Annotated in this window: 21 protein-coding genes; 16 read left to right on the forward strand and 5 right to left on the reverse strand. The window is 64.8% G+C overall.

The genetic code is table 11. The features are described 5' to 3' along the window. Window positions 1-59: 59 nt before the first annotated feature. The 4 genes from J2X19_RS12535 to J2X19_RS12550 all read left to right on the forward strand — a co-directional run bounded on the left by J2X19_RS12535 (window position 60) and on the right by J2X19_RS12550 (window position 3,684). Complete coding sequence (locus tag J2X19_RS12535; RefSeq protein WP_310373517.1) at window positions 60-425, forward strand: 5-carboxymethyl-2-hydroxymuconate Delta-isomerase; 366 nt, start codon at window positions 60-62, stop codon at window positions 423-425. A gap of 10 nt (window positions 426-435) precedes the next feature. Beyond that, window positions 436-1,854 (forward strand): dihydrolipoyl dehydrogenase, encoded by a 1,419-nt coding sequence (gene lpdA / locus J2X19_RS12540; RefSeq protein WP_310373519.1) that lies wholly within the window; start codon window positions 436-438, stop codon window positions 1,852-1,854. An 85-nt stretch (window positions 1,855-1,939) separates the two neighbouring features. Further along, window positions 1,940-3,037, forward strand: coding sequence for a cell division protein ZapE (gene zapE, locus J2X19_RS12545; protein WP_116606147.1), 1,098 nt, complete (start codon window positions 1,940-1,942; stop codon window positions 3,035-3,037). Further along, the gene (locus tag J2X19_RS12550; RefSeq protein WP_310373521.1) at window positions 3,034-3,684 is read left to right on the forward strand and encodes a hypothetical protein; all 651 of its coding nucleotides are present in this window, start codon (window positions 3,034-3,036) and stop codon (window positions 3,682-3,684) included. The genes zapE and J2X19_RS12550 overlap by 4 nt, the downstream gene beginning before the upstream one ends. A 36-nt stretch (window positions 3,685-3,720) precedes the next feature. Here the strand turns inward: J2X19_RS12550 and J2X19_RS12555 are convergent, their stop codons facing one another. After that, the gene (locus J2X19_RS12555; protein WP_310373523.1) at window positions 3,721-5,484 is read right to left on the reverse strand and encodes a M14 family metallopeptidase; all 1,764 of its coding nucleotides are present in this window, start codon (window positions 5,482-5,484) and stop codon (window positions 3,721-3,723) included. A 141-nt stretch (window positions 5,485-5,625) separates the two neighbouring features. Here J2X19_RS12555 and dusA point away from each other — a divergent pair, with 141 nt between their 5' ends. Further along, entirely contained in the window at window positions 5,626-6,630 is a 1,005-nt protein-coding gene (dusA, locus tag J2X19_RS12560) for a tRNA dihydrouridine(20/20a) synthase DusA (RefSeq protein WP_310373525.1), read from the forward strand. Here dusA and J2X19_RS12565 read toward each other — a convergent pair. Further along, entirely contained in the window at window positions 6,600-7,493 is an 894-nt protein-coding gene (locus tag J2X19_RS12565) for a LysR family transcriptional regulator (protein WP_310373527.1), read from the reverse strand. The genes dusA and J2X19_RS12565 overlap by 31 nt on opposite strands. A gap of 116 nt (window positions 7,494-7,609) precedes the next feature. Between J2X19_RS12565 and J2X19_RS12570 the strand changes: the two genes are divergently transcribed. From J2X19_RS12570 to J2X19_RS12580, 3 genes are all read left to right on the forward strand, one after another. Continuing rightward, window positions 7,610-8,359 carry an SDR family oxidoreductase gene (locus J2X19_RS12570; RefSeq protein WP_310373529.1) on the forward strand — a complete coding sequence of 250 codons (750 nt, stop codon included), beginning with the start codon at window positions 7,610-7,612 and terminating at the stop codon, window positions 8,357-8,359. A 31-nt stretch (window positions 8,360-8,390) separates the two neighbouring features. After that, entirely contained in the window at window positions 8,391-8,522 is a 132-nt protein-coding gene (locus J2X19_RS12575) for a hypothetical protein (RefSeq protein ID WP_310373530.1), read from the forward strand. 102 nt (window positions 8,523-8,624) lie between these two features. Beyond that, the gene (locus J2X19_RS12580) at window positions 8,625-9,314 is read left to right on the forward strand and encodes a VIT1/CCC1 transporter family protein (RefSeq protein WP_310373532.1); all 690 of its coding nucleotides are present in this window, start codon (window positions 8,625-8,627) and stop codon (window positions 9,312-9,314) included. A 63-nt stretch (window positions 9,315-9,377) separates the two neighbouring features. On the opposite strand, the gene J2X19_RS12585 is transcribed toward J2X19_RS12580, so the two are convergent. Beyond that, window positions 9,378-10,013, reverse strand: coding sequence for a GntR family transcriptional regulator (locus tag J2X19_RS12585; protein ID WP_310373534.1), 636 nt, complete (start codon window positions 10,011-10,013; stop codon window positions 9,378-9,380). An 88-nt stretch (window positions 10,014-10,101) separates the two neighbouring features. Here J2X19_RS12585 and scpA point away from each other — a divergent pair, with 88 nt between their 5' ends. Genes scpA through J2X19_RS12625 form a run of 8 tightly spaced genes read left to right on the forward strand, consistent with a single transcriptional unit; the run spans window position 10,102 to window position 19,183 of the window. After that, window positions 10,102-12,279 (forward strand): methylmalonyl-CoA mutase, encoded by a 2,178-nt coding sequence (gene scpA, locus J2X19_RS12590; protein ID WP_310373536.1) that lies wholly within the window; start codon window positions 10,102-10,104, stop codon window positions 12,277-12,279. Further along, a complete protein-coding gene (locus J2X19_RS12595; protein WP_310373538.1) occupies window positions 12,276-12,782 on the forward strand; it encodes a GNAT family N-acetyltransferase in 507 nt (168 codons plus the stop codon). The genes scpA and J2X19_RS12595 overlap by 4 nt, the downstream gene beginning before the upstream one ends. Further along, the gene (gene meaB / locus J2X19_RS12600; protein ID WP_310373540.1) at window positions 12,779-13,762 is read left to right on the forward strand and encodes a methylmalonyl Co-A mutase-associated GTPase MeaB; all 984 of its coding nucleotides are present in this window, start codon (window positions 12,779-12,781) and stop codon (window positions 13,760-13,762) included. The genes J2X19_RS12595 and meaB overlap by 4 nt, the downstream gene beginning before the upstream one ends. Before the next feature lie 36 nt (window positions 13,763-13,798). After that, entirely contained in the window at window positions 13,799-15,331 is a 1,533-nt protein-coding gene (locus tag J2X19_RS12605; protein ID WP_310373542.1) for an acyl-CoA carboxylase subunit beta, read from the forward strand. A gap of 2 nt (window positions 15,332-15,333) precedes the next feature. Then, the gene (locus J2X19_RS12610; protein WP_116606157.1) at window positions 15,334-15,624 is read left to right on the forward strand and encodes a helix-hairpin-helix domain-containing protein; all 291 of its coding nucleotides are present in this window, start codon (window positions 15,334-15,336) and stop codon (window positions 15,622-15,624) included. Between the two features lie 8 nt (window positions 15,625-15,632). After that, complete coding sequence (locus tag J2X19_RS12615) at window positions 15,633-17,681, forward strand: acetyl/propionyl/methylcrotonyl-CoA carboxylase subunit alpha (RefSeq protein ID WP_310373545.1); 2,049 nt, start codon at window positions 15,633-15,635, stop codon at window positions 17,679-17,681. Between the two features lie 9 nt (window positions 17,682-17,690). Further along, a complete protein-coding gene (gene bioB, locus J2X19_RS12620) occupies window positions 17,691-18,710 on the forward strand; it encodes a biotin synthase BioB (protein ID WP_310373547.1) in 1,020 nt (339 codons plus the stop codon). Beyond that, the gene (locus tag J2X19_RS12625; RefSeq protein ID WP_310373549.1) at window positions 18,710-19,183 is read left to right on the forward strand and encodes a VOC family protein; all 474 of its coding nucleotides are present in this window, start codon (window positions 18,710-18,712) and stop codon (window positions 19,181-19,183) included. Before bioB ends, J2X19_RS12625 begins: the two co-directional genes overlap by 1 nt. A 113-nt stretch (window positions 19,184-19,296) precedes the next feature. Here J2X19_RS12625 and J2X19_RS12630 read toward each other — a convergent pair whose 3' ends face one another. Both J2X19_RS12630 and J2X19_RS12635 read right to left on the reverse strand, forming a co-directional pair. Then, window positions 19,297-19,947 carry an RnfABCDGE type electron transport complex subunit B gene (locus tag J2X19_RS12630; RefSeq protein WP_310373551.1) on the reverse strand — a complete coding sequence of 217 codons (651 nt, stop codon included), beginning with the start codon at window positions 19,945-19,947 and terminating at the stop codon, window positions 19,297-19,299. Window positions 19,948-19,966: 19 nt separating this feature from the next. Continuing rightward, entirely contained in the window at window positions 19,967-21,481 is a 1,515-nt protein-coding gene (locus tag J2X19_RS12635) for a polyhydroxyalkanoate depolymerase (protein ID WP_310373553.1), read from the reverse strand. Window positions 21,482-21,484 lie beyond the last annotated feature (3 nt).

Raw genomic sequence — 21,484 nt, forward strand, 5'->3', positions numbered from 1 at the left:
GCGGTCACCGACTAACTGGACTTGATGCTCTCCATGCGCTTTACCTCCTGATTTAAACCATGCCGCATCTGACGATAGAAGTAAGTGCAAATCTTGAGTTGCGGGTGGCTGCGTCTGAGTTATTGAACGCTACGCACCAAGCCCTCTTGGCGTCTGGTGTTTTCGATGGACCGGACGTTAAGAGCCGGGTGGTGCAGCAAATTGCATTTCGCATCGGAGTCGGTACCCAACCCGAAGGTTTTGTGCATGCCTCTCTGGAACTCTTGGCAGGTCGGACCGAGCTTGTCCGACAGCAGTTATCTCAGGCTGTGGTAGCTGCATTGGTTGCTGCGTTGCCGCGCGGAATTGGTTTTCCTGTGCAAGTTAGCTGCGATATCCGTGAGATGAACCGCGATTGCTATTCCAAAGCAATTTACATTGAATGAAAAGAAACTTATGAGCAAGAATTTTGACGTGATTGTCATCGGCGGAGGCCCCGGTGGCTATATTGCCGCCATCCGTGCAGCCCAGCTGGGCTTCAACGTGGCCTGTATCGACGAGTGGAAGAACGCCAAGGGCGGCCCCGCTCTGGGCGGTACCTGCACCAACGTCGGCTGCATCCCCTCCAAGGCGCTGCTGCAGTCCAGTGAGCATTTCGACCAGGCCAGCCACCATTTCGCCGACCACGGTATTTCCGTCTCCGGCCTGGAGATGGATGTGGCCAAGATGATCGCCCGCAAGGACATCGTGGTCAAACAGAACAACGACGGCATCCAGTACCTGTTCAAGAAGAACAAGGTCACCTTTTTCCATGGCCGCGGCACGTTTGTCGCAGCCAAGGACGGCGGCTATGAGCTGACCGTGGGCGAGGAGTCGCTGGTCGGCAAGCACGTGATCGTGGCCACGGGTTCCAACGCCCGTGCACTGCCCGGCACGCCGTTCGACGAAGAGTTGGTGCTGTCCAACGACGGCGCTTTGCGCGTCGGCGCGGTGCCCAAGAAGCTGGGCCTGATCGGCTCCGGCGTGATCGGCCTGGAAATGGGTTCGGTCTGGCGCCGCCTGGGTTCTGAGGTCACCATCCTCGAAGGTCTGCCGACCTTCCTGGGCGCGGTGGACGAGCAGATCGCCAAAGAAGCCAAGAAGGCTTTCGACAAGCAAGGCCTGAAGATCAACCTCGGCGTGAAGGTCGGCGAGATCAAGACAGGCAAGAAGGGTGTGAATATCGCCTACACCGATGCCAAGGGCGAAGCCCAGTCGCTGGACGTGGACAAACTGATCGTCTCCATCGGCCGCGTGCCCAACACCATTGGCCTGGGCGCAGACGCGGTCGGCCTGGCCTTGGACGAGCGCGGTGCGATCGTGGTCGACGGCGACTGCAAGACCAACTTGCCTAACGTGTGGGCTATCGGTGACGTGGTGCGCGGCCCGATGCTGGCGCACAAGGCGGAGGAAGAAGGCGTTGCCGTGGCCGAGCGTATTGCTGGGCAACACGGCCATGTGAACTTCAACACCGTGCCTTGGGTGATCTACACCAACCCCGAGATCGCCTGGGTCGGCCAGACCGAGCAGCAGCTCAAGGGCGCAGGCCGTGCCTACAAGGCCGGTACCTTCCCGTTCCTGGCCAACGGCCGTGCGCGTGCCCTGGGCGACACCACCGGCATGGTGAAGATGCTGGCCGATGCGACCACGGACGAAATCCTGGGCGTGCACATCGTCGGCCCACAGGCCAGCGAGCTGATCGCCGAATGCGTGATGGCCATGGAATTCCGTGCCAGCGCGGAAGACATCGCCCGCATCTGCCACGCCCATCCGTCGCTGAGCGAATCGACCAAGGAAGCTGCTCTGGCGGTCGACAAGCGCACTCTGAATTTCTAAACGAAATTTATGAAAAATAGGCTGCTAGCGCAGGTACTACCTGCGCTAGCAGCTATTTAATTTGTAGCATCTGGAGTTCTTTGCTTTGAGCGTCAAACAAGCCTACGAGGCCGAGCTGGCCCAGCGCGGCTTTACCGCCGACCCGGCGCAGCTGCGTGCCGTCGATGCGCTGGAGCGCTGTGCTTCGGAGTGGGCAGCGTTCAAAGAAAAGCGTTCCAACGCCTTCAAGAAACTCATCAACCGGCCCGAGATCCCGCGCGGCGTCTATATGTACGGTGGGGTGGGGCGGGGAAAAAGCTTTCTGATGGACTGCTTCTTCAACGCCGTGCCTTTGAAGCGCAAGGTGCGGCTGCACTTCCATGAGTTCATGCGCGAAGTCCACCGCGAGCTGGCCGACCTGCAGGGCACGGTGAACCCGCTGGACGAGCTGGGCCTGCGCATCTCCAAGCGCTACCGGCTGATCTGTTTCGACGAATTCCATGTGGCCGACATCACCGACGCGATGATCCTGCACCGGCTGCTGGATGCGCTGTTTGCCAACGGCGTGGGCTTTGTCACCACCTCCAACTTCAAGCCTGACGACCTGTACCCGAACGGCCTGCACCGCGACCGCATCCTGCCGGCGATTGCCTTGCTGAACCAGAAGCTGGAAGTGCTGAGCGTGGACAACGGCACCGACTACCGGCGCCGCACGCTGGAGCAGGTCAAGATCTACCACACGCCCTTGGGCCCGCAGGCCGACCAGGAGATGACCGAGGCCTTCAACCGCCTGGCCGAAACCCAGGACGAAGACCCGGTGCTGCACATCGAGGCCCGCGAGATCCGCTCCCGGCGCAAGGCCGGCGGGGTGGTGTGGTTCGACTTCAAGGCGCTGTGCGGCGGGCCGCGCTCGCAAAACGACTACCTGGAGATCGCCACCCAGTTCCATACCGTGCTGCTCAGCGATGTGCCGGCGATGTCGATCCGGCTGGCCTCCGAGGCGCGGCGCTTTACCTGGCTGGTGGACGTGCTGTACGACCGCCGGGTCAAGCTCATCATGTCGGCCGCTGTGCAGCCTGAAGAGTTATATACCGAGGGTCCGATGGCGCATGAGTTCCCGCGTACGGTGTCGCGTTTGAACGAAATGCAATCGGCCGAGTTTTTGGCGCTGGAGCGGCGCGTTGTGGATACCCACCTGACATGAACAAGCATTTGATCGCCCTGTGTTGCCTGCTGGCTCAGTTCGGCAGCGCCGCCGCGCAGGCGCAAACCGAAGATGGCGGCCTGGCCGTGCAGGCCGAGCAGCAGCGCATCGCCACCGAGCGCCAGCAGATCGAACAACGCTTCAACCAGGAAGAAGCGGCCTGCTTCCAGAAGTTTGCCGTCAACGACTGCCGCAACGAAAGCCGCGCGCGGCGCCGGGCCGAGTTGGCCGATCTGCGGCGCCAGGAAATCCTGCTCAACGATGCGGAACGCAAGCGCAAGGGCGCGCTGCAGCTACAGCGCATGGAGCAAAGCCAGGCCCACGACAGCCCCGCGCCCGCGGCCAGTGCCGCCAGCTCCGAGCCTAAGCCCGCTGTGCGTGTACGCACCCCGGCCGCGCCGCGCCAACCGCACGATCCGGCCCAGGCGGCCCGCGCCCAGGCCGAGCGCAAGGCCACGCTGGAGAAAAAGAGCCGCGCCAACCAGCAGGAACAGGCTGCGCGTGCCACCCGCGAGGCTACCGCCCCGGACGAACGCGCCCGCTACGAGAAGAAGCTGCAGGAAGCGGCTGCCCACAAGGAGCAGACCCGCCAACGCAATGCCGCCAGCAAGCCCAAGGCGGCGCCGCTGCCAGAGCCCAAGCCTTAGGTCCAAGCCCTCTAGGCAGTTCGCGGCCCACGGCGGTCAGGGCAGCCTTTCCATCCGCACGGTGGGTTCGGTCATCACCCGCACGGTGTCGTCCAGCGTGCCCAGCAGGTGGTTGGCGAAGTAGCTGTTCTGCGTGTCCGGCTCCAGCGCGGCCAGCACCAGATTGCCCAGCGGCTGGCCCAGCGGCACGTAGAAGCTGCCCGCAGAGATATCCACCAGGCTGCGCGTCAGCGCCACTTCGGTCTTGATGATGAGGGCCGCATCGCTGATGCCGCCGCGCACATCTTGCCGGGTACCCGAGGAGCGGGCCGTTTCCTTGTACAGGTCGCCCAGCAGCGAGCCGGGCTCGGCTATCCGCAGCACCTGTACGCCCAGCAGCTGCAGCCGCTCGACCGCGCTGGTGGAGTTGGCCGACAACCAGTAGCCGCAGGGCCGCGGGCGGCTGTTCAGGGTTTGCAGCTCCAGCGCCGAATTCCAGTCCACGGTGAGCTGTTTGTCGTTGCCGGTGGCGGGGTCGAGCATGGTCAGCTCGTACTGCACCTTGGTCGGGCCGGCGGCAATGGTGGCCTTGCCGCGGCAGGCCAGACTGCTGGTTTCGCGGTCGATAAATGAGCGCAACTGGCCCAGCTGCTCGGCGCGGGTAGCGGTGCTTTGCAGCATGCTGACCATGGCGGTGACCTGGGTGTGGACCCGGCGCTGCAAGTGCATGCGGCCTATGCCCACGCCCCGGGTTTCAATCAGCATGCTGACCGCGTTCTTCAGGCCATTCACATTGCGCCCGGTATCGGGCTGGGTGCCGCCCATGGAGACCTGCAGGTCGTCCAGCGCGGTCGATGTGGTGTAGTACCACTCGCTGCTCAGCTTCTGGTTCTTCAGCGCGGTGATCAGCGGGCGCCGAAACCACTCCTCGGAAGCACGGGTCAGGAACTCCGGCATATTGGCCGTCATCGCGTACTGCAGCAGCGCGTCGTACTTCTGTACCGCACCATACTTTTGCAGATAACGGCCCACCACCGTGTACTCATGGGCGTCCAGCACCACCGTGGGCTGGTAGTCGCGCGCCAGTTGGGCCAGGGCGCGGGCCTCGGGGGTTTGCAGCAGCAGGTGGTCACGGTTCATGTCGATGCCGTTGGCGGTGGCGCGCTGGTCGGCAGCCGCACCGTCGGGGTTGGCGCGCGGCACCACCAGCACGTTGACCTTGTCCAGCAGCGGCTCCAGCAGCCCCTGGGCCAGTTCGCGGGCCACCACCAGCAAGGCTTCGCTGCCCGCCGGCTCGTTGCCGTGCTGCTGGCCAACCAGCAAGACGGTGGGCCGGCCGGTGGCCAGCACGCTGGGCGCATCCGGGCTGGTGGCGCGGGTCAGCAACAGCGCCTCCAGCGGCGTGCCCTGTTGCGACTGGCCGATGGACAGCACGCTGACCTTGGCGCCGGCGTTGGGGTGGGCCGCCAGGTTGCGCAGCCAGGTGGAGATTTCGGCGTTCGAGCTATAGCTGGTGCGCCCGGCTTGCAGGCCAGGTGTGCTGTAGGCGATGGCCGGGTCGGGGAAGCGTGCTGCCACCGCCGCGCTGTAGGGGGCTGCACTACCTGCCTCCTGCGGGGTGATGCTGGCCTGCGGCACGGCTTGGGCTACGGCCGCCGGTGCTTCCACCTTGGGTGCGGGCGCAACGACTGCGGGCTTGGGCACCGGCGCGGTGGCGGCCGGGGCTCGCCAGGGCGGCAGCGGGGTGGAGCTGCAGGCCGTCAGCAGCAGGATGGCCGCGGCCACGCTGGTCCAGCTGGGTAGCGAGTGGGCGGAGCGCATGCGTACAGGACGGGGCTGAGGGGGCGTGGTGTGCGGCATAGCGGTCGTGCTCATCCGTTGGAGTAAGAGACGGCATGTTACCCGCGCCCACGGGCTGGCAGGTGAACTCCTTGGCTGCAGCCGGGCTGGGATAATCCTGGGATGACCCCGACATTAACCACCAACCCCTGGACGCTGTCTGTCGCGCCCATGATGGATTGGACCGATGCGCATTGCCGCTATTTCCACCGCCTGCTGTCCCGCCACGCCTTGCTCTACACCGAGATGGTGACTACCGGCGCTTTGCTGCACGGCGACGTGCCGCGGCATCTGCGCTTCAACACCGAAGAACACCCGGTGGCGCTGCAGCTGGGTGGCAGCGAGCCCGCGGATCTGGCGCGCTGCGCAAAGCTGGGTGAGGATTGGGGCTACGACGAGATCAACATCAACTGCGGCTGCCCGAGCGAGCGGGTGCAGCGCGGTGCGTTTGGCGCCTGTTTGATGAGCGAGGCGCCGCTGGTGGCCGACTGCGTGAAGGCCATGGTCGACGCGGTGGAGGTGCCGGTCACCGTCAAGCACCGTATCGGCGTGGACAAGGTCGAGAGCTATGCGTTCGTGCGCGACTTTGTGGGCACGGTGGCCGAGGCCGGTTGCTCTACCTTTATCGTGCATGCGCGCAATGCCTGGCTCAAAGGCCTGAGCCCGAAGGAAAACCGCGAGATCCCGCCGCTGCGCTACGAGCTGGTGCACCAGCTGAAACAGGACTTTCCGGCGCTGACCATCGCCATCAACGGCGGCATTACCAGTCACGAACAGGTGGCGCAACAGCTGGTGCATGTGGACGGCGTGATGGTCGGCCGCGAGGCCTACCACAACCCCTGGACCATGGCGGGCTGGGACCAGGCCTTCTTCGGCGCCGCACCCAGCGAGGCCACGCGCGAAAGCATAGAAGAGCAGATGGTGGTCTACATGGAGCGCATGGCGGCCGAGCAGGGCACGGGCTGGTACGGCATTGCCCGCCACATGCTGGGCTTGCGCCACGGCTTGCCGGGCGCACGCCGCTGGCGCCAGGTGTGGAGCGACCACCGGCTCAAGACCACGCCACCGCGCGAGGTGATGGCGCTGGCGCACATCCGCTACGGCTTCGACGAGGCGAAGAGCGCCTGAAGCCAGTCGGCAAACAGCCGCACCCGTGCCGATAGCTGGCGGCTCTGCGGATACAGCACCGACACCGGCAGGGCGGGCGGTGGCAGCTCGGGCAGCACCTGCTGCAGGCTGCCGGCGGCCAGCTCGGCGGTCACCCGGTAGCGCGGCACCTGCACCAGGCCGAGACCGGCAATCGCCGACGCGGTGTACACATCGGCGCCGGTCACCGACACGCTGCCTGGCAGGTTCAGCGTCTGCAGCTTGCCGTCGACCATGAACTCCAGTGGCAGCGCGCGGCCGGTGGCGGTGGACAGGTAGTTCACCGCCCGGTGCCGGGCCAGCGCCTGCAGGTCGGCCGGCACACCGAACTGCGCCAGATAGGCCGGGCTGGCGCAGGTGATCTGCTCCAGATTCGCCACCCGCCGGCCGACCATCGATGAGTCCTGCAGCGTGCCGGCGCGCAGCACGCAGTCCACGCCTTCGCGCACCAGGTCCACCAGCCGGTCGCCCTCGCCGATATGGAGCTCTATGCCCGGGTAGCGCTGCAGAAAAGCCGGCAGGGCGGGGACGACGAAATTGCGTGCCAGCGTGCCCTGCAGGTTCACCCGCAGCAAACCCTTGGGCGTGGTGTTGCGGAAGGATTCCTCGGCTTCCTCCATGTCGGCCAGTAGGCGCAGGCAGCGCTGGTAATAGCTGTCGCCGTCCAGGGTCGGGCTGACCTGGCGTGTGGTGCGCTCCAGCAGGCGTGCGCCGAGCCGGGTTTCCAACCGCTGGATGGCGTTGGTCACGGTGGCGCGCGGCAGCTGCAGGTCGTCGGCGGCCTGGGTGAAGCTGCGCCGCTCGACGATGCGCACAAACACCCGCATTTCTTCCAGTCGGTCCATGGGTTCTTTGATTGTTGGTGTTTATCGAATAGTGATGGCAATTTTAGGGTGATTATCTTTGTTGAGCAGGGGTTCATGATCCAGCCATCCCAACCACTGAACCCCAAGGAACCAGCATGAACACCACCCAAAGCACCGCACAAAAAGTTGCCATCGTCACCGGCGCATCGCGCGGCATCGGCGCCGCCATCGCCCAGCGCCTGGCCGAAGACGGCTTTGCCATCGCCGTCAACTACGCCAGCAGCGCCGCCGAGGCCGACGCCCTGGTGGCCACACTGCAGGCCCAGGGCCACCAGGCGGTGGCGATCCAGGCCAACGTGGCCCACTCGGCCGAAGTGCGCGCCCTGTTCGACGCCACCGAACAAGCCCTGGGCAAGGTCGACGTGCTGGTGAACAACGCCGGCATTTTGAAGACCATGCCGCTGGCCGATACCAGCGACGAGCTGTTCGACCAGACCCTGGCGATCAACACCCGGGGTACCTTTAACACCTTGCGCGAAGCCGCGCGGCGCATGAACGACGGAGGGCGCATCGTCAATTTCTCCAGCACCGCCCTGGCGCTGAACCTGCCGGGCTACGCGGTCTACAACGCTAGCAAGGCCGCGGTGGAGGCCCTGACCCACGTGTTCGCCAAGGAGCTGCGCGGCCGCAACATCACCGTGAATGCGGTCGCGCCCGGCCCCGTGGCGACCGAGCTGTTTTTGAACGGCAAGACGCCCGAGCAGATCCAGGCTTTCTCCAAGATGCCGCCGCTGGAGCGCCTGGGCCAGCCCGACGACATTGCCCGGGTAGTGTCCTTCCTGGCCGGCCCGCAAGCCGCCTGGGTCAATGGCCAGGTGCTGCGCGCCAATGGCGGACTGGCCTGACTTTTCGCTCCCAACGTACCAAGGACGCAGCATGCCATCCACCATCCTGGCAATAGCGCGCCATGGCGCTGTGGTGCACCGTGCGGCCCGGTTGCTGGTGTATGGTGTGCTTGCGGCGTTGGCCGGCGTGCTTTGTTGGACGACCGAAATGCTGCGTATTTAATAGCTGCCTGCGCTGATGAAATATGCGTAAAACTCGTATTTCATCCATATTCAGCGAAGTTGCATGCAGCGGTCTGAGACAGTTTTAGCCAAAAGGGTGCGGATGCGGCATATCGAGCGACACAGAACACAACACATAGGCTGGATGCGCGCTTCGGTGCTGGGCGCCAACGACGGCATCGTCTCTACCGCCAGCCTGATCGTCGGCATTGCCGCGGCCCAGGCCAGCCACGGCAGCATTCTGGTGACCGGCGTGGCCGGGCTGGTGGCCGGCGCCATGTCGATGGCGGCGGGGGAATATGTGTCGGTGCATTCCCAGGCCGATACCGAAGAGGCCGACCTGGCGCGCGAACGCGCCGAGCTGGTTGCCGACCCGGCCGCCGAGCACCGCGAGCTGACCGCCATCTACGTGGGCCGCGGTCTGTCGTACCAGCTGGCGTCCCAGGTGGCCGAGCAACTGGCGGCGCACGACGCCATCGGCGCCCATGCGCGCGACGAGCTGGGCATCTCCGAGGTGGTCAGCGCGCGTCCGATCCAGGCGGCCTTGGCGTCGGCCGGCAGCTTTGCACTGGGCGCGGTGCTGCCGCTGGCGGTGGCCGCGCTGGCGCCCGAGAAGGATTTGATTCTGTGGATCGCCCTGACCTCGCTGCTGTTCCTGGCCAGCCTGGGTGGTGTGGCCGCGCGGGTCGGTGGTGCCAGCCCGCTGCTGGGCGCCTGGCGGGTGACTTTCTGGGGCGCGCTGGCCATGGCGGTGACGGCCGGCGTGGGCAGTATTTTTGGTGCTGTTTTATAAAATTGATAGCAGCCTGCGCAGGCAGTACCTGCGCTAGAGACCTAAATTACCTGTAAACAGGGATCAGGCCGCGGCTTCCAGCCCGTTGCTGAAGTGTTCGCGCATGCGCTGCACGGCGGCAGGCGCGTCTTGCGCGGCCAGCGCGGCCATCAGCGCCCGGTGCTCCTGCAGCGACTCCTGGATGCGGCCGGCCTTCAGCAGCGAGTTGTGCCGGTTCAGCTTCATCACCTTGCGCAAATCGGCCACCATCTGGTCGCGCCAGCGGTTGTTGGCAATCGCCAGCAGGCGCATATGGAACTGCTCGTTGATGGCGAAGAACTGCTCGCGGTTGTCCACCGCGGCTTCCAGCGCATCGTGCAAGGCCTGCAGCTCGGCGCGCTGCTCGGCCGTGGCGCGGGTGGCCACCACGCCGGCGGCATCGGATTCGAGTAAGGCCAGCAGGTGGTAGACATCGGCCAGGTCGGTCTCCGACACCTCGGTCACATAGGCGCCACGCCGCACCTTCATCGTCACCAGGCCTTCGGTCGCCAGCACCTTCAGCGCCTCGCGCAGGGGGGTGCGGCTGATGCCGTATTCCTCGGCCAGCTTGAGCTCGTCGATCCAGCTGCCGGGCTCCAGCGTGCGCGCAAAAATGCGCTGGCGCAGCAGCTCGGCCACTTCTTCGTAGAGCGCGCGAGGGGTGAGGGTGGTGACAGCCATGGAGCGGATTCTACGCCAGGAAATAATTCTGAATTTATAATTATGAATGCAGTAAACTGCCCAGCAACACAGCCAAGCCCGAAGTTTTATGAGCCCCAACGCACCTGAATCCAGCCCCGCCAACCTCGCACAATGGGCCAAAGCCGCCGCCAAGTCGGCGCCGGGCGGCGATGTGTCGGCACTTGACTGGCATACGCCCGACGGCATCACCGTCAAGCCGCTGTACACCGCCGAAGACACGGCGGGCCTGCCGCACACCAATACCTTGCCCGGCTTCGCGCCCTATATCCGCGGCCCGCAGGCCACGATGTACGCGGTGCGGCCCTGGACCATCCGCCAGTACGCGGGCTTTTCCACCGCCGAAGAGTCCAATGCCTTCTATCGCAAGGCGCTGGCGGCCGGCGGCCAGGGCGTCAGCGTGGCGTTTGACTTGGCAACCCACCGCGGCTACGACAGCGACCACCCGCGCGTGACCGGCGATGTGGGCAAGGCCGGCGTCGCCATCGATTCGGTGGAGGACATGAAGATCCTGTTCGACCAGATTCCGCTCGACAAGGTGAGTGTCAGCATGACCATGAACGGCGCCGTGCTGCCGGTGCTGGCCGGTTACATCGTGGCGGCCGAAGAGCAGGGCGTGGCCCAGGCCCTGCTCAGCGGCACCATCCAGAACGATGTGCTCAAAGAGTTCATGGTGCGCAACACCTACATCTACCCGCCCGCGCCCAGCATGCGCATCATTGGCGACATCATTGCGTACACGGCAGAGCACATGCCGAAGTTCAACTCCATCAGCATCAGCGGCTACCACATGCAGGAAGCCGGCGCCAACCAGGCGCTGGAGCTGGCCTTCACCCTGGCCGACGGCAAGGAATACGTGAAGACCGCGCTGGCCAAGGGCCTGGACGTGGACGCATTTGCCGGTCGCCTGAGCTTCTTCTGGGCCGTGGGCATGAACTTCTACCTGGAAGTCGCCAAGATGCGCGCCGCGCGCCTGCTGTGGTGCCGCATCATGCAAGGCTTTGACGCCAAGAGCCCCAAGAGCCTGATGCTGCGCACCCACAGCCAGACCAGCGGCTGGAGTCTGACCGAGCAAGATCCGTACAACAACGTGGTGCGCACCACCATCGAGGCCATGGCCGCGGTGTTTGGCGGCACCCAAAGCCTGCACACCAACAGCTTCGACGAAGCCATCGCGCTGCCCACCGAGTTCAGCGCCCGCATCGCCCGCAACACCCAGCTGATCATCCAGGAAGAAACCCACATCACCAGTGTGATCGACCCCTGGGCCGGCAGCTACATGATGGAAAAGCTGACCCAGGACATGGCCGATGCCGCCTGGAAAATCATCGAAGAAGTCGACGCCATGGGCGGCATGGTCAAGGCCGTGGACAGCGGCTGGGCCAAGCTGAAGATCGAGGCTGCCGCGGCCGAGAAGCAGGCGCGCATCGACTCGGGCCAGGACGTGATCGTCGGCGTTAACAAGTACAAGCTGCAGACCGAGGACGCGATCGAAAGCCGCGACATCGACAACGTGGCAGTGCGCGACGGCCAGATTGCCCGCTTGCAGCTTATCAAGCAAAAACGCGACTCCGCGCAGGTGGAGCGTGCGCTGGCAGCTATCACTTTTGCAGCAGGCCATGGTTCCGGCAACCTGCTGGCGCTGAGCGTGGAAGCGATCCGCGCGCGCGCCACGGTGGGCGAAGTCAGCGACGCACTGGAACAAGCCTTCGGCCGGCACCGCGCCGATACGCAAAAGGTCACCGGCATCTACGCTGCGGCTTACGATTCGGCCAACGAAGGGGACACCATGGAATACTGGAACGCCTTGAAGGCCGACATCGCCGCCTTTGCCGATGCATACGGCCGCCGCCCCCGGGTGATGGTCAGCAAGCTCGGCCAGGACGGCCACGACCGCGGCGCCAAGGTGGTGGCCACCGCCTTCGCCGACCTGGGCTTCGACGTGGACATGGGCCCGCTGTTCCAGACCCCCGAGGAATGCGCGCGCCAGGCGATTGAAAATGATGTGCATGCCGTGGGTGTATCGACCTTGGCGGCCGGCCACAAAACCCTGGTACCGGCCATCATCGAAGAACTCAAGAAGCAGGGCGCGGACGACATCATCGTCTTCGTCGGCGGCGTGATCCCACGGCAGGACTACGACATGCTGTACGCGGCCGGCGTGAAGGGCATCTACGGCCCCGGCACGCCGATTCCGGTGAGCGCCAGGGACGTGCTGGAGCAGATCAAGAAGGCGGTCGCTGCATGAAGATGGCGGGATTTCCGCGGACCTCGACCCCTGTGCTGCGGCTGGAAGCCGTCCAGGAGACGGACTTCGAGGCCATGGCCGACTTGCGTGCCGAGGCCCTGCGGGAAAGCCTGGAGCAGCTGGGCCGCTTCGACCCGGTGCGCGTACGCGAGCGCCTGCGCAGCGCCTTTGTACCCACGTGCATGCGGCACATCGTGTGGATTGGCCAGCGCATTGGCTACCTGACCCTGGCTCCCCAGGCTCAGGCTTCAGCCATGCGCTTGCACCATCTCTACATCCGGCCCGGCCAGCAAGGACGCGGCGCTGGGGCCTGGGCGCTGCAATGGGCAAAAGCGCAGGCCATTGCGCAGGCCTGCGACATCACGCTGGGAGCCTTGCGGGGCAGTGCCGCCAACCGGTTTTACCTGCGCCACGGCTTCCAATTGGTGGAAGAGCAGGAGTTCGATCTGGAATACCGCTGGAGCCCGTCTTTCGAGCGCGCTCCTGTGGAGGCTGTGGGATGAATCTCTACCCAGATGTGATCGGGCCACCAGGCGCCAGCCAGCGCCGCGCCATTGCGAAAGCCATTACCCTGCTCGAATCCACCCGTGCCGAGCACCGCGCGCAGGCGGATGAATTGCTGACGGCCTTGCTGCCGCACACCGGGCAGTCGTTCCGCCTGGGCATCAGCGGCGTGCCCGGCGTGGGCAAGTCGACCTTCATCGAGGTGCTGGGCCTGTACCTGATCGCCCTGGGGCACCGCGTGGCGGTGCTGACCATCGACCCGTCGAGCACCGTGTCCGGCGGCTCCATCCTGGGCGACAAAACGCGCATGGAACAGCTGTCGGTGCATCCGCAGGCCTACATCCGACCCAGCCCCAGCAGCGGCACCTTGGGCGGAGTCGCAGAGAAGACCCGCGAGGCGATGCTGGTCTGCGAGGCCGCGGGCTACGACGTGGTGATTGTGGAAACCGTGGGTGTGGGCCAGAGCGAAACGGCAGTGGCCGGCATGACCGATATGTTCGTGCTGATGCAGCTGCCGAATGCCGGCGACGACCTGCAGGCGATCAAGAAGGGTGTGATGGAGCTGGCCGATCTGGTGGCAATCAACAAGGCCGATATCGATGCGCTGGCGGCGCAGCGCGCGCAGCTGCAGATCACCTCGGCGATGCAGCTGCTGGGCCTGTTCGGCCCGCATGACGACGCACATTGGCGGCCGCAGGCGCTGCTGCTCAGCGCGCTGGGCGGGCAGGGCATAGACGGCTTCTGGGCCGCGGCCCAGCAGTTCCAAAGATTACAGACGGCCAACGGCAACTGGCAGGCGCGGCGCCAGCAGCAGTCGCTGGCCTGGATGTGGGAGCGGGTCGATGCCGGCCTGAAGCAGGCGTTTCGCCAGCATCCGCAGGTGCAGGCCCTGCTGCCGCAGCTGTTGCAAGACGTGGCGGCCGGCCGAATCCCGGCTTCGACTGCGGCACGCAATCTACTGTCAGCGCAGTATCCATAAGCACAAGCAGCTATCAATAACGGAGCGTTATCACCTATGCAAGATATTCTGGAACAGCTGGAAGCCAAGCGCGAACAGGCCCGCATGGGCGGCGGGCAAAAGCGCATCGACGCGCAGCACAGCAAGGGTAAGCTGACGGCGCGCGAGCGCCTGGAGCTGCTGCTGGACGAGGGCACGTTCGAGGAATGGGACATGTTCGTCGAGCACCGCTGCACCGATTTCGGCATGGCCGACAACAAGATTCCCGGCGACGGCGTGGTCACCGGCTACGGCATGGTCAACGGCCGGCTGGTGTTCGTCTTCAGCCAGGACTTCACGGTGTTCGGCGGCGCTTTGAGCGAGGCCCATGCCGAGAAGATCTGCAAGATCATGGACCAGGCCATGAAGGTCGGCGCGCCCATCATCGGCCTGAACGACTCGGGCGGCGCGCGCATCCAGGAGGGCGTGGCCAGCCTGGGCGGCTATGCCGACGTGTTTCTGAAGAACGCCATGGCCAGTGGAGTTGTGCCGCAGATCAGCATGGTGATGGGGCCGTGCGCCGGTGGCGCGGTGTACAGCCCGGCGATGACCGACTTCATCTTCATGGTCAAGGACAGCAGCTATATGTTCGTTACCGGCCCCGAGGTGGTGAAGACTGTGACGCACGAAGAGGTAACGGCCGAGCAACTCGGCGGCGCCATCACCCACACCACGCAGAGCGGCGTGGCCGACCTGGCGTTTGACAACGATGTGGAAGCGCTGCTGATGCTGCGCCGCTTGTTCAACTACCTGCCGTTGAACAACCGCGAAAAAGCCCCGGTGCGCCCCAGCGGCGACCGCGCCGACCGCATGGACTACAGCCTGGACACCCTGGTGCCCGACAACCCGAACAAGCCCTACGACATGAAGGAGCTGATCGCCAAGACCGTGGACGATGGCGACTTCTTCGAGATCCAGCCCGAATACGCGAAGAACATCGTCATCTGCTTCGCCCGCATGGAAGGCCAGACGGTCGGTATCGTGGCGAACCAGCCGCTGGTGCTGGCCGGCTGCCTGGACATCAAGTCCAGCATCAAGGCCGCGCGCTTTATCCGCTTCTGCGACGCCTTCAACATCCCGGTGATCACCTTTGTTGACGTGCCCGGCTTCATGCCCGGCACCAGCCAGGAGTACGGCGGCATCATCAAGCACGGCGCCAAGCTGCTGTTTGCCTACGCCGAATGCACCGTGCCCAAGGTCACCATCATCACCCGCAAGGCCTACGGCGGCGCGTATGACGTGATGGCCTCCAAGCATCTGCGCGGCGACGTCAACTTCGCCTGGCCGAACGCCGAGATCGCGGTGATGGGCGCCAAGGGCGCGGTGGAAATCATCTTCCGCGAAGACAAGGGCGACCCGGCCAAGCTGGCCGCCAAAGAGGCCGAGTACAAGGCGCGCTTCGCCAACCCCTTCGTGGCCGGCGCCCGCGGCTACATCGACGACGTAATCCTCCCGCACGAGACCCGCAAGCGCATCTGCCGCAGCCTGGTGATGCTGGCCAGCAAGAAGGTGGAAAACCCGTGGCGCAAGCACGGCAATATCCCGCTCTAGCCATGCCCAAAGCCGACACCGCCGCCCAGGCCCGCGTGCTGACCGATATTCCGAATATCGGTGCTTCCATCGCCAAAGACCTTCGTGGCCTGGGCATCCAGACCCCCGCGGACGTGGCGAAGATGGACCCGCTGCAGGTCTACGAGGCGTTGCGCGGACCGATGGGCCAGCGCCATGACCCTTGCGTGCTGGACACCTTCATGGCCGCCCACGCCTTCATGCAAGGCGGGCCGCGCCAGCCCTGGTGGAACTTCACCGCGCAGCGCAAAGCCCTGCTGAAAACACAAAAATAGGACGATCCATGTTCACCAAAATACTGATTGCGAACCGCGGCGAGATCGCCTGCAGGGTGATTGCCACCGCCAAGAAGATGGGCATCCTGACCGTCGCCGTCTACTCCGACGCCGACAAGGAAGCCCGCCATGTGGGGCTGGCCGATGAGGCCGTGCACATCGGCGCAGCACCCAGCCGCGACAGCTATCTGCAGGCCGACAAGATCATTGCCGCCTGCAAGGCCACGGGCGCGCAGGCGGTGCACCCGGGTTATGGCTTCCTCAGCGAAAACGCCGGCTTTGCCAAGCGGGTGGAAGAGGAGGGTATCGTCTTCATCGGACCCAAGCACCATTCGATTGCGGCCATGGGCGACAAGATCGAATCCAAGAAGCTGGCCGGCGCGGCCGGTGTGAACTGTATCCCCGGGGTGAACGACGCGATTGACACCGCTGAGCGCGCGATCGAGATCGCCAAAGGCATAGGCTACCCGGTGATGATCAAGGCCAGTGCCGGCGGTGGCGGCAAGGGCTTGCGCGTGGCCTTCAACGACAAGGAAGCCTTTGAGGGCTTCACCAGCTGCCGCAACGAGGCGCGCAACAGCTTTGGCGACGACCGGGTGTTTATCGAGAAGTTTGTCGAAGAGCCGCGGCATATCGAGATCCAGCTGCTGGGCGACAGCCATGGCAACGTGATCTATCTGAACGAGCGCGAATGCTCGATCCAGCGCCGGCACCAGAAGGTGATCGAGGAAGCGCCCAGCCCCTTCATCAGCGATGCCACGCGCAAAGCCATGGGCGAGCAGGCGGTGGCGCTGGCCAAGGCGGTCAACTACCAGAGCGCGGGCACGGTGGAGTTCGTGGTCGGCAAGGACCAGAGCTTTTACTTTCTGGAGATGAACACCCGTTTGCAGGTCGAGCACCCGGTGACCGAAGCCATCACCGGCCTGGACCTGGTGGAACTGATGATCCGCGTGGCGGCGGGCGAGAAGCTGCCGTTGGCGCAGGCCGAGGTGCAGCGCAATGGCTGGGCGATAGAGTGCCGCATCAATGCCGAAGACCCGTTCCGCAACTTTCTGCCCAGCACCGGCCGCCTGGTGCGCTTCCAGCCGCCGAAGGAAACCATGTTCCAGGCGAACACGCAGGAGCTGTATGGCGTGCGCGTCGACACCGGCGTGCAGGATGGCGGCGAGATCCCGATGTATTACGACTCGATGATCGCCAAGCTGATCGTCCACGGCACAGACCGGCTGGACGCGATTGCCAAGATGCGCGAGGCGCTGAACGGCTTTGTGATCCGTGGCGTGTCCAGCAATATCCCGTTCCAGGCGGCGCTGCTCGCGCATCCGAAATTTGTGGCCGGCGACTTCAATACCGGCTTCATCGCCGAAAACTACGGCCAGGGCTTCCATGCCGAGGATGTGCCGCACGACGACCCCGCCTTCCTGCTGGCGCTGGCGGCCTTTGTGCACCGCCGCTACCTGAGCCGGGCCAGCGGCATCAGCGGCCAGGTCGCCGGCCATGAGATGGAAGTCGGCGAAGCCTTCACCGTGGTGGCGCTGGGCGCGGACGGCGAGCATGCGCAGACGGCAGTCAGCGTGGTTGATTTTCAAGAAAAAACCGGCTCCAGCGCAGTATCTGTGGGCGCTAAGAGCTATCAATTGTGTAGCGGATCGCGCTTGGGATCGGTCCGCATCCACGGCACATGCAACGGCCTACCGTTCACCGCCCAGGTGGAACGGGCCGCGCACAAGAACCCATTGGCGCTGCGCATTGCCCACAACGGCCGCCAGTTGGATGCGCTGGTGCTGTCGCCGCGCGCGGCCGAGCTACATGCCTTGATGCCGCACAAGGCGCCGCCCGATATGAGCCGTTTTGTGTTGTCGCCGATGCCGGGTTTGCTGGTCCATGTGGGGGTGGTGGCCGGGCAAAAAGTGCAGGCCGGCGAGCGGGTTGCCGTGATCGAGGCCATGAAGATGGAAAATGCGCTGTTCGCCACCAATGATGGCGTCGTTGCCGAGGTGCTGGCCAAGCAGGGAGAATCCCTGTCGGTAGACCAGCCCATTGTCCGTTTTGCATAAGAAATATCCATGAATACTGCGACCCTAGAACAGCCGATCACCTTGCACCGCGCCACTCCCAAGCCGGTTGCGAATCCCGACGAGCGCTGGCCGCTGGCCGAAGTCGAGGCGCTGTTCGAGCTGCCTTTCCTGGAGCTGATGCACCGTGCGCAAACCGTGCACCGCGAGAACTTCCCGGCGGGCGACGTGCAGCTGTCGACCCTGCTGTCGATCAAGACCGGCGGCTGCCCGGAAGACTGCGGCTACTGCCCGCAGTCGGTGCACTACGACACCGGCGTCACCGCCACCAAGATGCTGGGCGTGGACGTGGTGGTGGCCGCCGCCAAGGCCGCGCAGGAGGCCGGTGCCACGCGTTTCTGCATGGGCGCGGCCTGGCGCAGCCCGAAGGACCGCGACGTGGACAACGTGGCCGAGCTGGTGAAGGCCGTAAAGGCCCTGGGTATGGAAACCTGCGCCACCCTGGGCATGCTGGAAGACGGCCACGCCGCCCAGCTGCGCGACGCCGGCCTGGACTACTACAACCACAACCTGGACACCGCGCCCGACTTCTACGGCGACATCATCGACACCCGCGTCTACCAGGACCGGCTGGACACGCTGGACCGCGTGCGCGGCGCCGGCGTCAAGGTCTGCAGCGGCGGCATCGTCGGCATGGGCGAAACCCGGGCCCAGCGCGCCGGCCTGGTGGCCCAACTGGCGAATCTGGAGCCCAGCTATCCCGAATCGGTACCGGTGAACAACCTGGTGCGCGTGGCCGGCACGCCGCTGGCCGATGCGCCACCGCTGGACCCGCTGGAGTTCGTGCGCGTGATCGCCGTGGCCCGCATCACCATGCCGACCGCCCGCGTACGCCTGTCCGCCGGCCGCCAGCAAATGGGCGAAGCCGTGCAGGCCATGTGCTTCCTGGCCGGCGCGAATTCGATCTTCTACGGCGACAAGCTGTTGGTCACCGGCAACCCGGATGTGGAGGCGGATCGCCAGCTGCTGGCCAAGCTGGGCTTGCCGACCAGCGGCATGCTGGCAGCCTGATGCGGCCCTTCAAAGTGCTGGGCGTCCAGCAGATCGCCATTGGTGGGCTGGACAAGCAGCGGCTGCGTACGCTGTGGGTCGACATGCTGGGCCTGGAGGTCACCGGCAACTATGTAAGCGAACGCGAGAACGTCGATGAAGACATCTGCGCGATTGGCAGCGGCCCGTTCAAGGTGGAGGTCGATCTGATGCAGCCGCTGGACCCTTCGATGAAGCCGGCGGTGCACACCACGCCGCTAAACCACGTCGGTCTGTGGATCGACGATCTGCCGGCGGCGGTGGCATGGCTGACGGCCCAGGGCGTGCGCTTTGCGCCCGGCGGTATCCGCCCGGGTGCGGCGGGTTTTGACATCTGCTTCTTGCACCCCAAGGCCAGCGAAGAGTTTCCGATTGCCGGCGAGGGCGTGCTGGTGGAGCTGGTGCAGGCGCCGCCGGCGGTGGTGGACGCGTTCAGCCGTCTGGCTGCAGGCTAATTCCATTTCCAGATCCATCCGAATATGTCGTTGCTTCGCCTTGCCGTGCTAAAGCACTGTCTGCGGCTTCGCGCCTAATCTCGTATGGATCTGAAATTGGAATAAGGGCTTGCTCAGGACGGCTTGGCCGCGCGCTGGGCGCGCGAGCGGGCCAGGGCGGCGGCGATCAGGGCTTTCTTGGCGTCGGGTGCCGGGCTGTCAGCGGTGTTGCTGTCGGCATCGTCTAATTCTTCCAGCTTTTTAAGCCCCTGGCGCTCGTCCGCATTGTGCCGCAAGCTATGAAATTCATAGCGTTCGCGGGCTTTGTCGGCTTGCGCGTCTGACCAGGCGCTCCAGCCGGTCCGCACGCCGCTGGCATTTTCCAGCTGGATGCAGTCTACCGGGCACACAGGAATGCACAGCTCGCAGCCGGTGCAGTGCGCGCTGATGACGGTGTGCATGCGCTTGTTGCTGCCCAGGATGGCATCGGTCGGGCAGGCAGCGATGCACAGCGTGCAGCCTATGCACCAGGCTTCGTCGATCACCGCCAGCATGCGCGGCGCCTCCACGCCGTGCTCGGCACTCAGTGGCAGTGCGGGCCGGCCGGTGATCTGTGCCAGCCGCTGTATGCCTTCGGCGCCGCCGGGTGGGCACTGGTTGATCGGCGCTGCAGCGCTGGCGATGGCCTCGGCGTAGGCCGCGCAATCCGGGTAGCCGCAGCGCGTGCACTGGGTTTGCGGCAGTGCCGCGTTGATGCGCTCGGCCAGGCTTGGAACAGACAGCAAGTTGCGCTCTAGCCCGGTCTCAGGCCTTGCGTACGACGGGCTTGGTGGCCACTGCTTTGGGCGCGGGGCTGGCAACCGCCGTCAGCTTGACTGCCGGGGCAGTGGGCGCAGCAACCACCACCACAGCCGGTTTAGCTGCCACAGCCTTGGGTTTGGCGCGCACGGCTTTGGGTTTTGCGGCCGCTACAGGCGCTTCCTTGGGTTTGGCCGCTACCGGGGCGGCTGCCACGGGTGCGGGAGTGGCCGCCTCGGCCTTGGGGGCTGCCGCCACGGTGTTGTGCGCCTGGATGAAGGCCTTGACATGCGGGTAGACCAGATCGCGCCAACGCCGGCCGCTGAAGATGCCGTAATGGCCTGCGCCCGGCACTTCCATGTGGTGCTGTTCCTTGGCCACGATGCCGGTGCACAGGTCGTGCGCGGCACGGGTTTGGCCCGAGCCCGAGATGTCGTCCAGCTCGCCTTCCACCGTTAGCAAGGCGCTGGCGGTGATGTCTTGCGGCTTGACCAGCTCGATCTTGCCGTCGATGCCGCGCACCTCCCAGGTGCCATTGACCAGCTTGAAGTCCTGGAACACGGTGGCGATGGTTTCCAGGTAGTAATGCGCGTCCATGTCCAGTACGGCGTTGTATTCGTCGTAGAACTTGCGGTGCACTTCGGCGCTCACGTCGTCACCCTTGATCAGATCCTTGAAGTAGTCGAAGTGGCTCTTGGCGTGGTGCTGCGGGTTCATGGCCACGAAGCCGGTGTGCTGCAGAAATCCGGGGTAGACCTTGCGGCCGGCACCCGGGAAGCTGGCCGGCACCTTGTAGATCACATTGTTCTCGAACCACTCGTAGCTCTTGTTCATGGCCAGGTTGTTCACCGCGGTGGGCGATTTGCGGGCGTCGATCGGGCCACCCATCATGGTCATGCTCAGGGGCGTGAGGTCGCCGCGCGAGGCCATCAGCGAGACAGCGGCCAGCACCGGTACCGTGGGCTGGCAGACGCTCATCACATGGCAGTTGCCGTAAATGCCTTGCAGGTGGCGGATGAACTCCTGCACGTAGTTCACATAGTCGTCGAGGTGGAACTCGCCTTCGCTCAACGGGACCAGGCGCGCATTCTTCCAGTCGGTGATGTAGACCTTGTGGTCTTTCAGCATGGTTTTCACCGTGTCGCGCAGCAGGGTGGCGTAGTGGCCTGACAAGGGGGCGACGATCAGCACCGCGGGCTGGCCTTTGAGCTTGGTCAGCGTGTTCACATCGTCGGTGAAGCGCTTGAAGCGGCGCAGCTCGCAGAAGGGCTTGTCAATCTCCACACGTTCCTGGATCGCAATATCGACGCCGTCGGCGTTGATGGTTTGCAGGCCGAAGGTGGGCTTTTCGTAGTCTTTGCCCAGGCGGTACAGCAGGTCGTAGCCGGCTGACATGCGCTGCGACAAGGTGTTCTTGCCGAATGGAGACTGTGAACTACCGTAGAGTTTGGCGGCAGCTTGCGCAAAATCCGCAAAAGGCTCCATCAGCGAGCGTTGGGTTTCGTAGATTTGGTAAAGCATGGC

Source organism: Rhodoferax ferrireducens, assembly GCF_031458075.1.
GTDB classification, from domain to species: Bacteria; Pseudomonadota; Gammaproteobacteria; order Burkholderiales; family Burkholderiaceae_C; genus Rhodoferax_B; species Rhodoferax_B ferrireducens_A.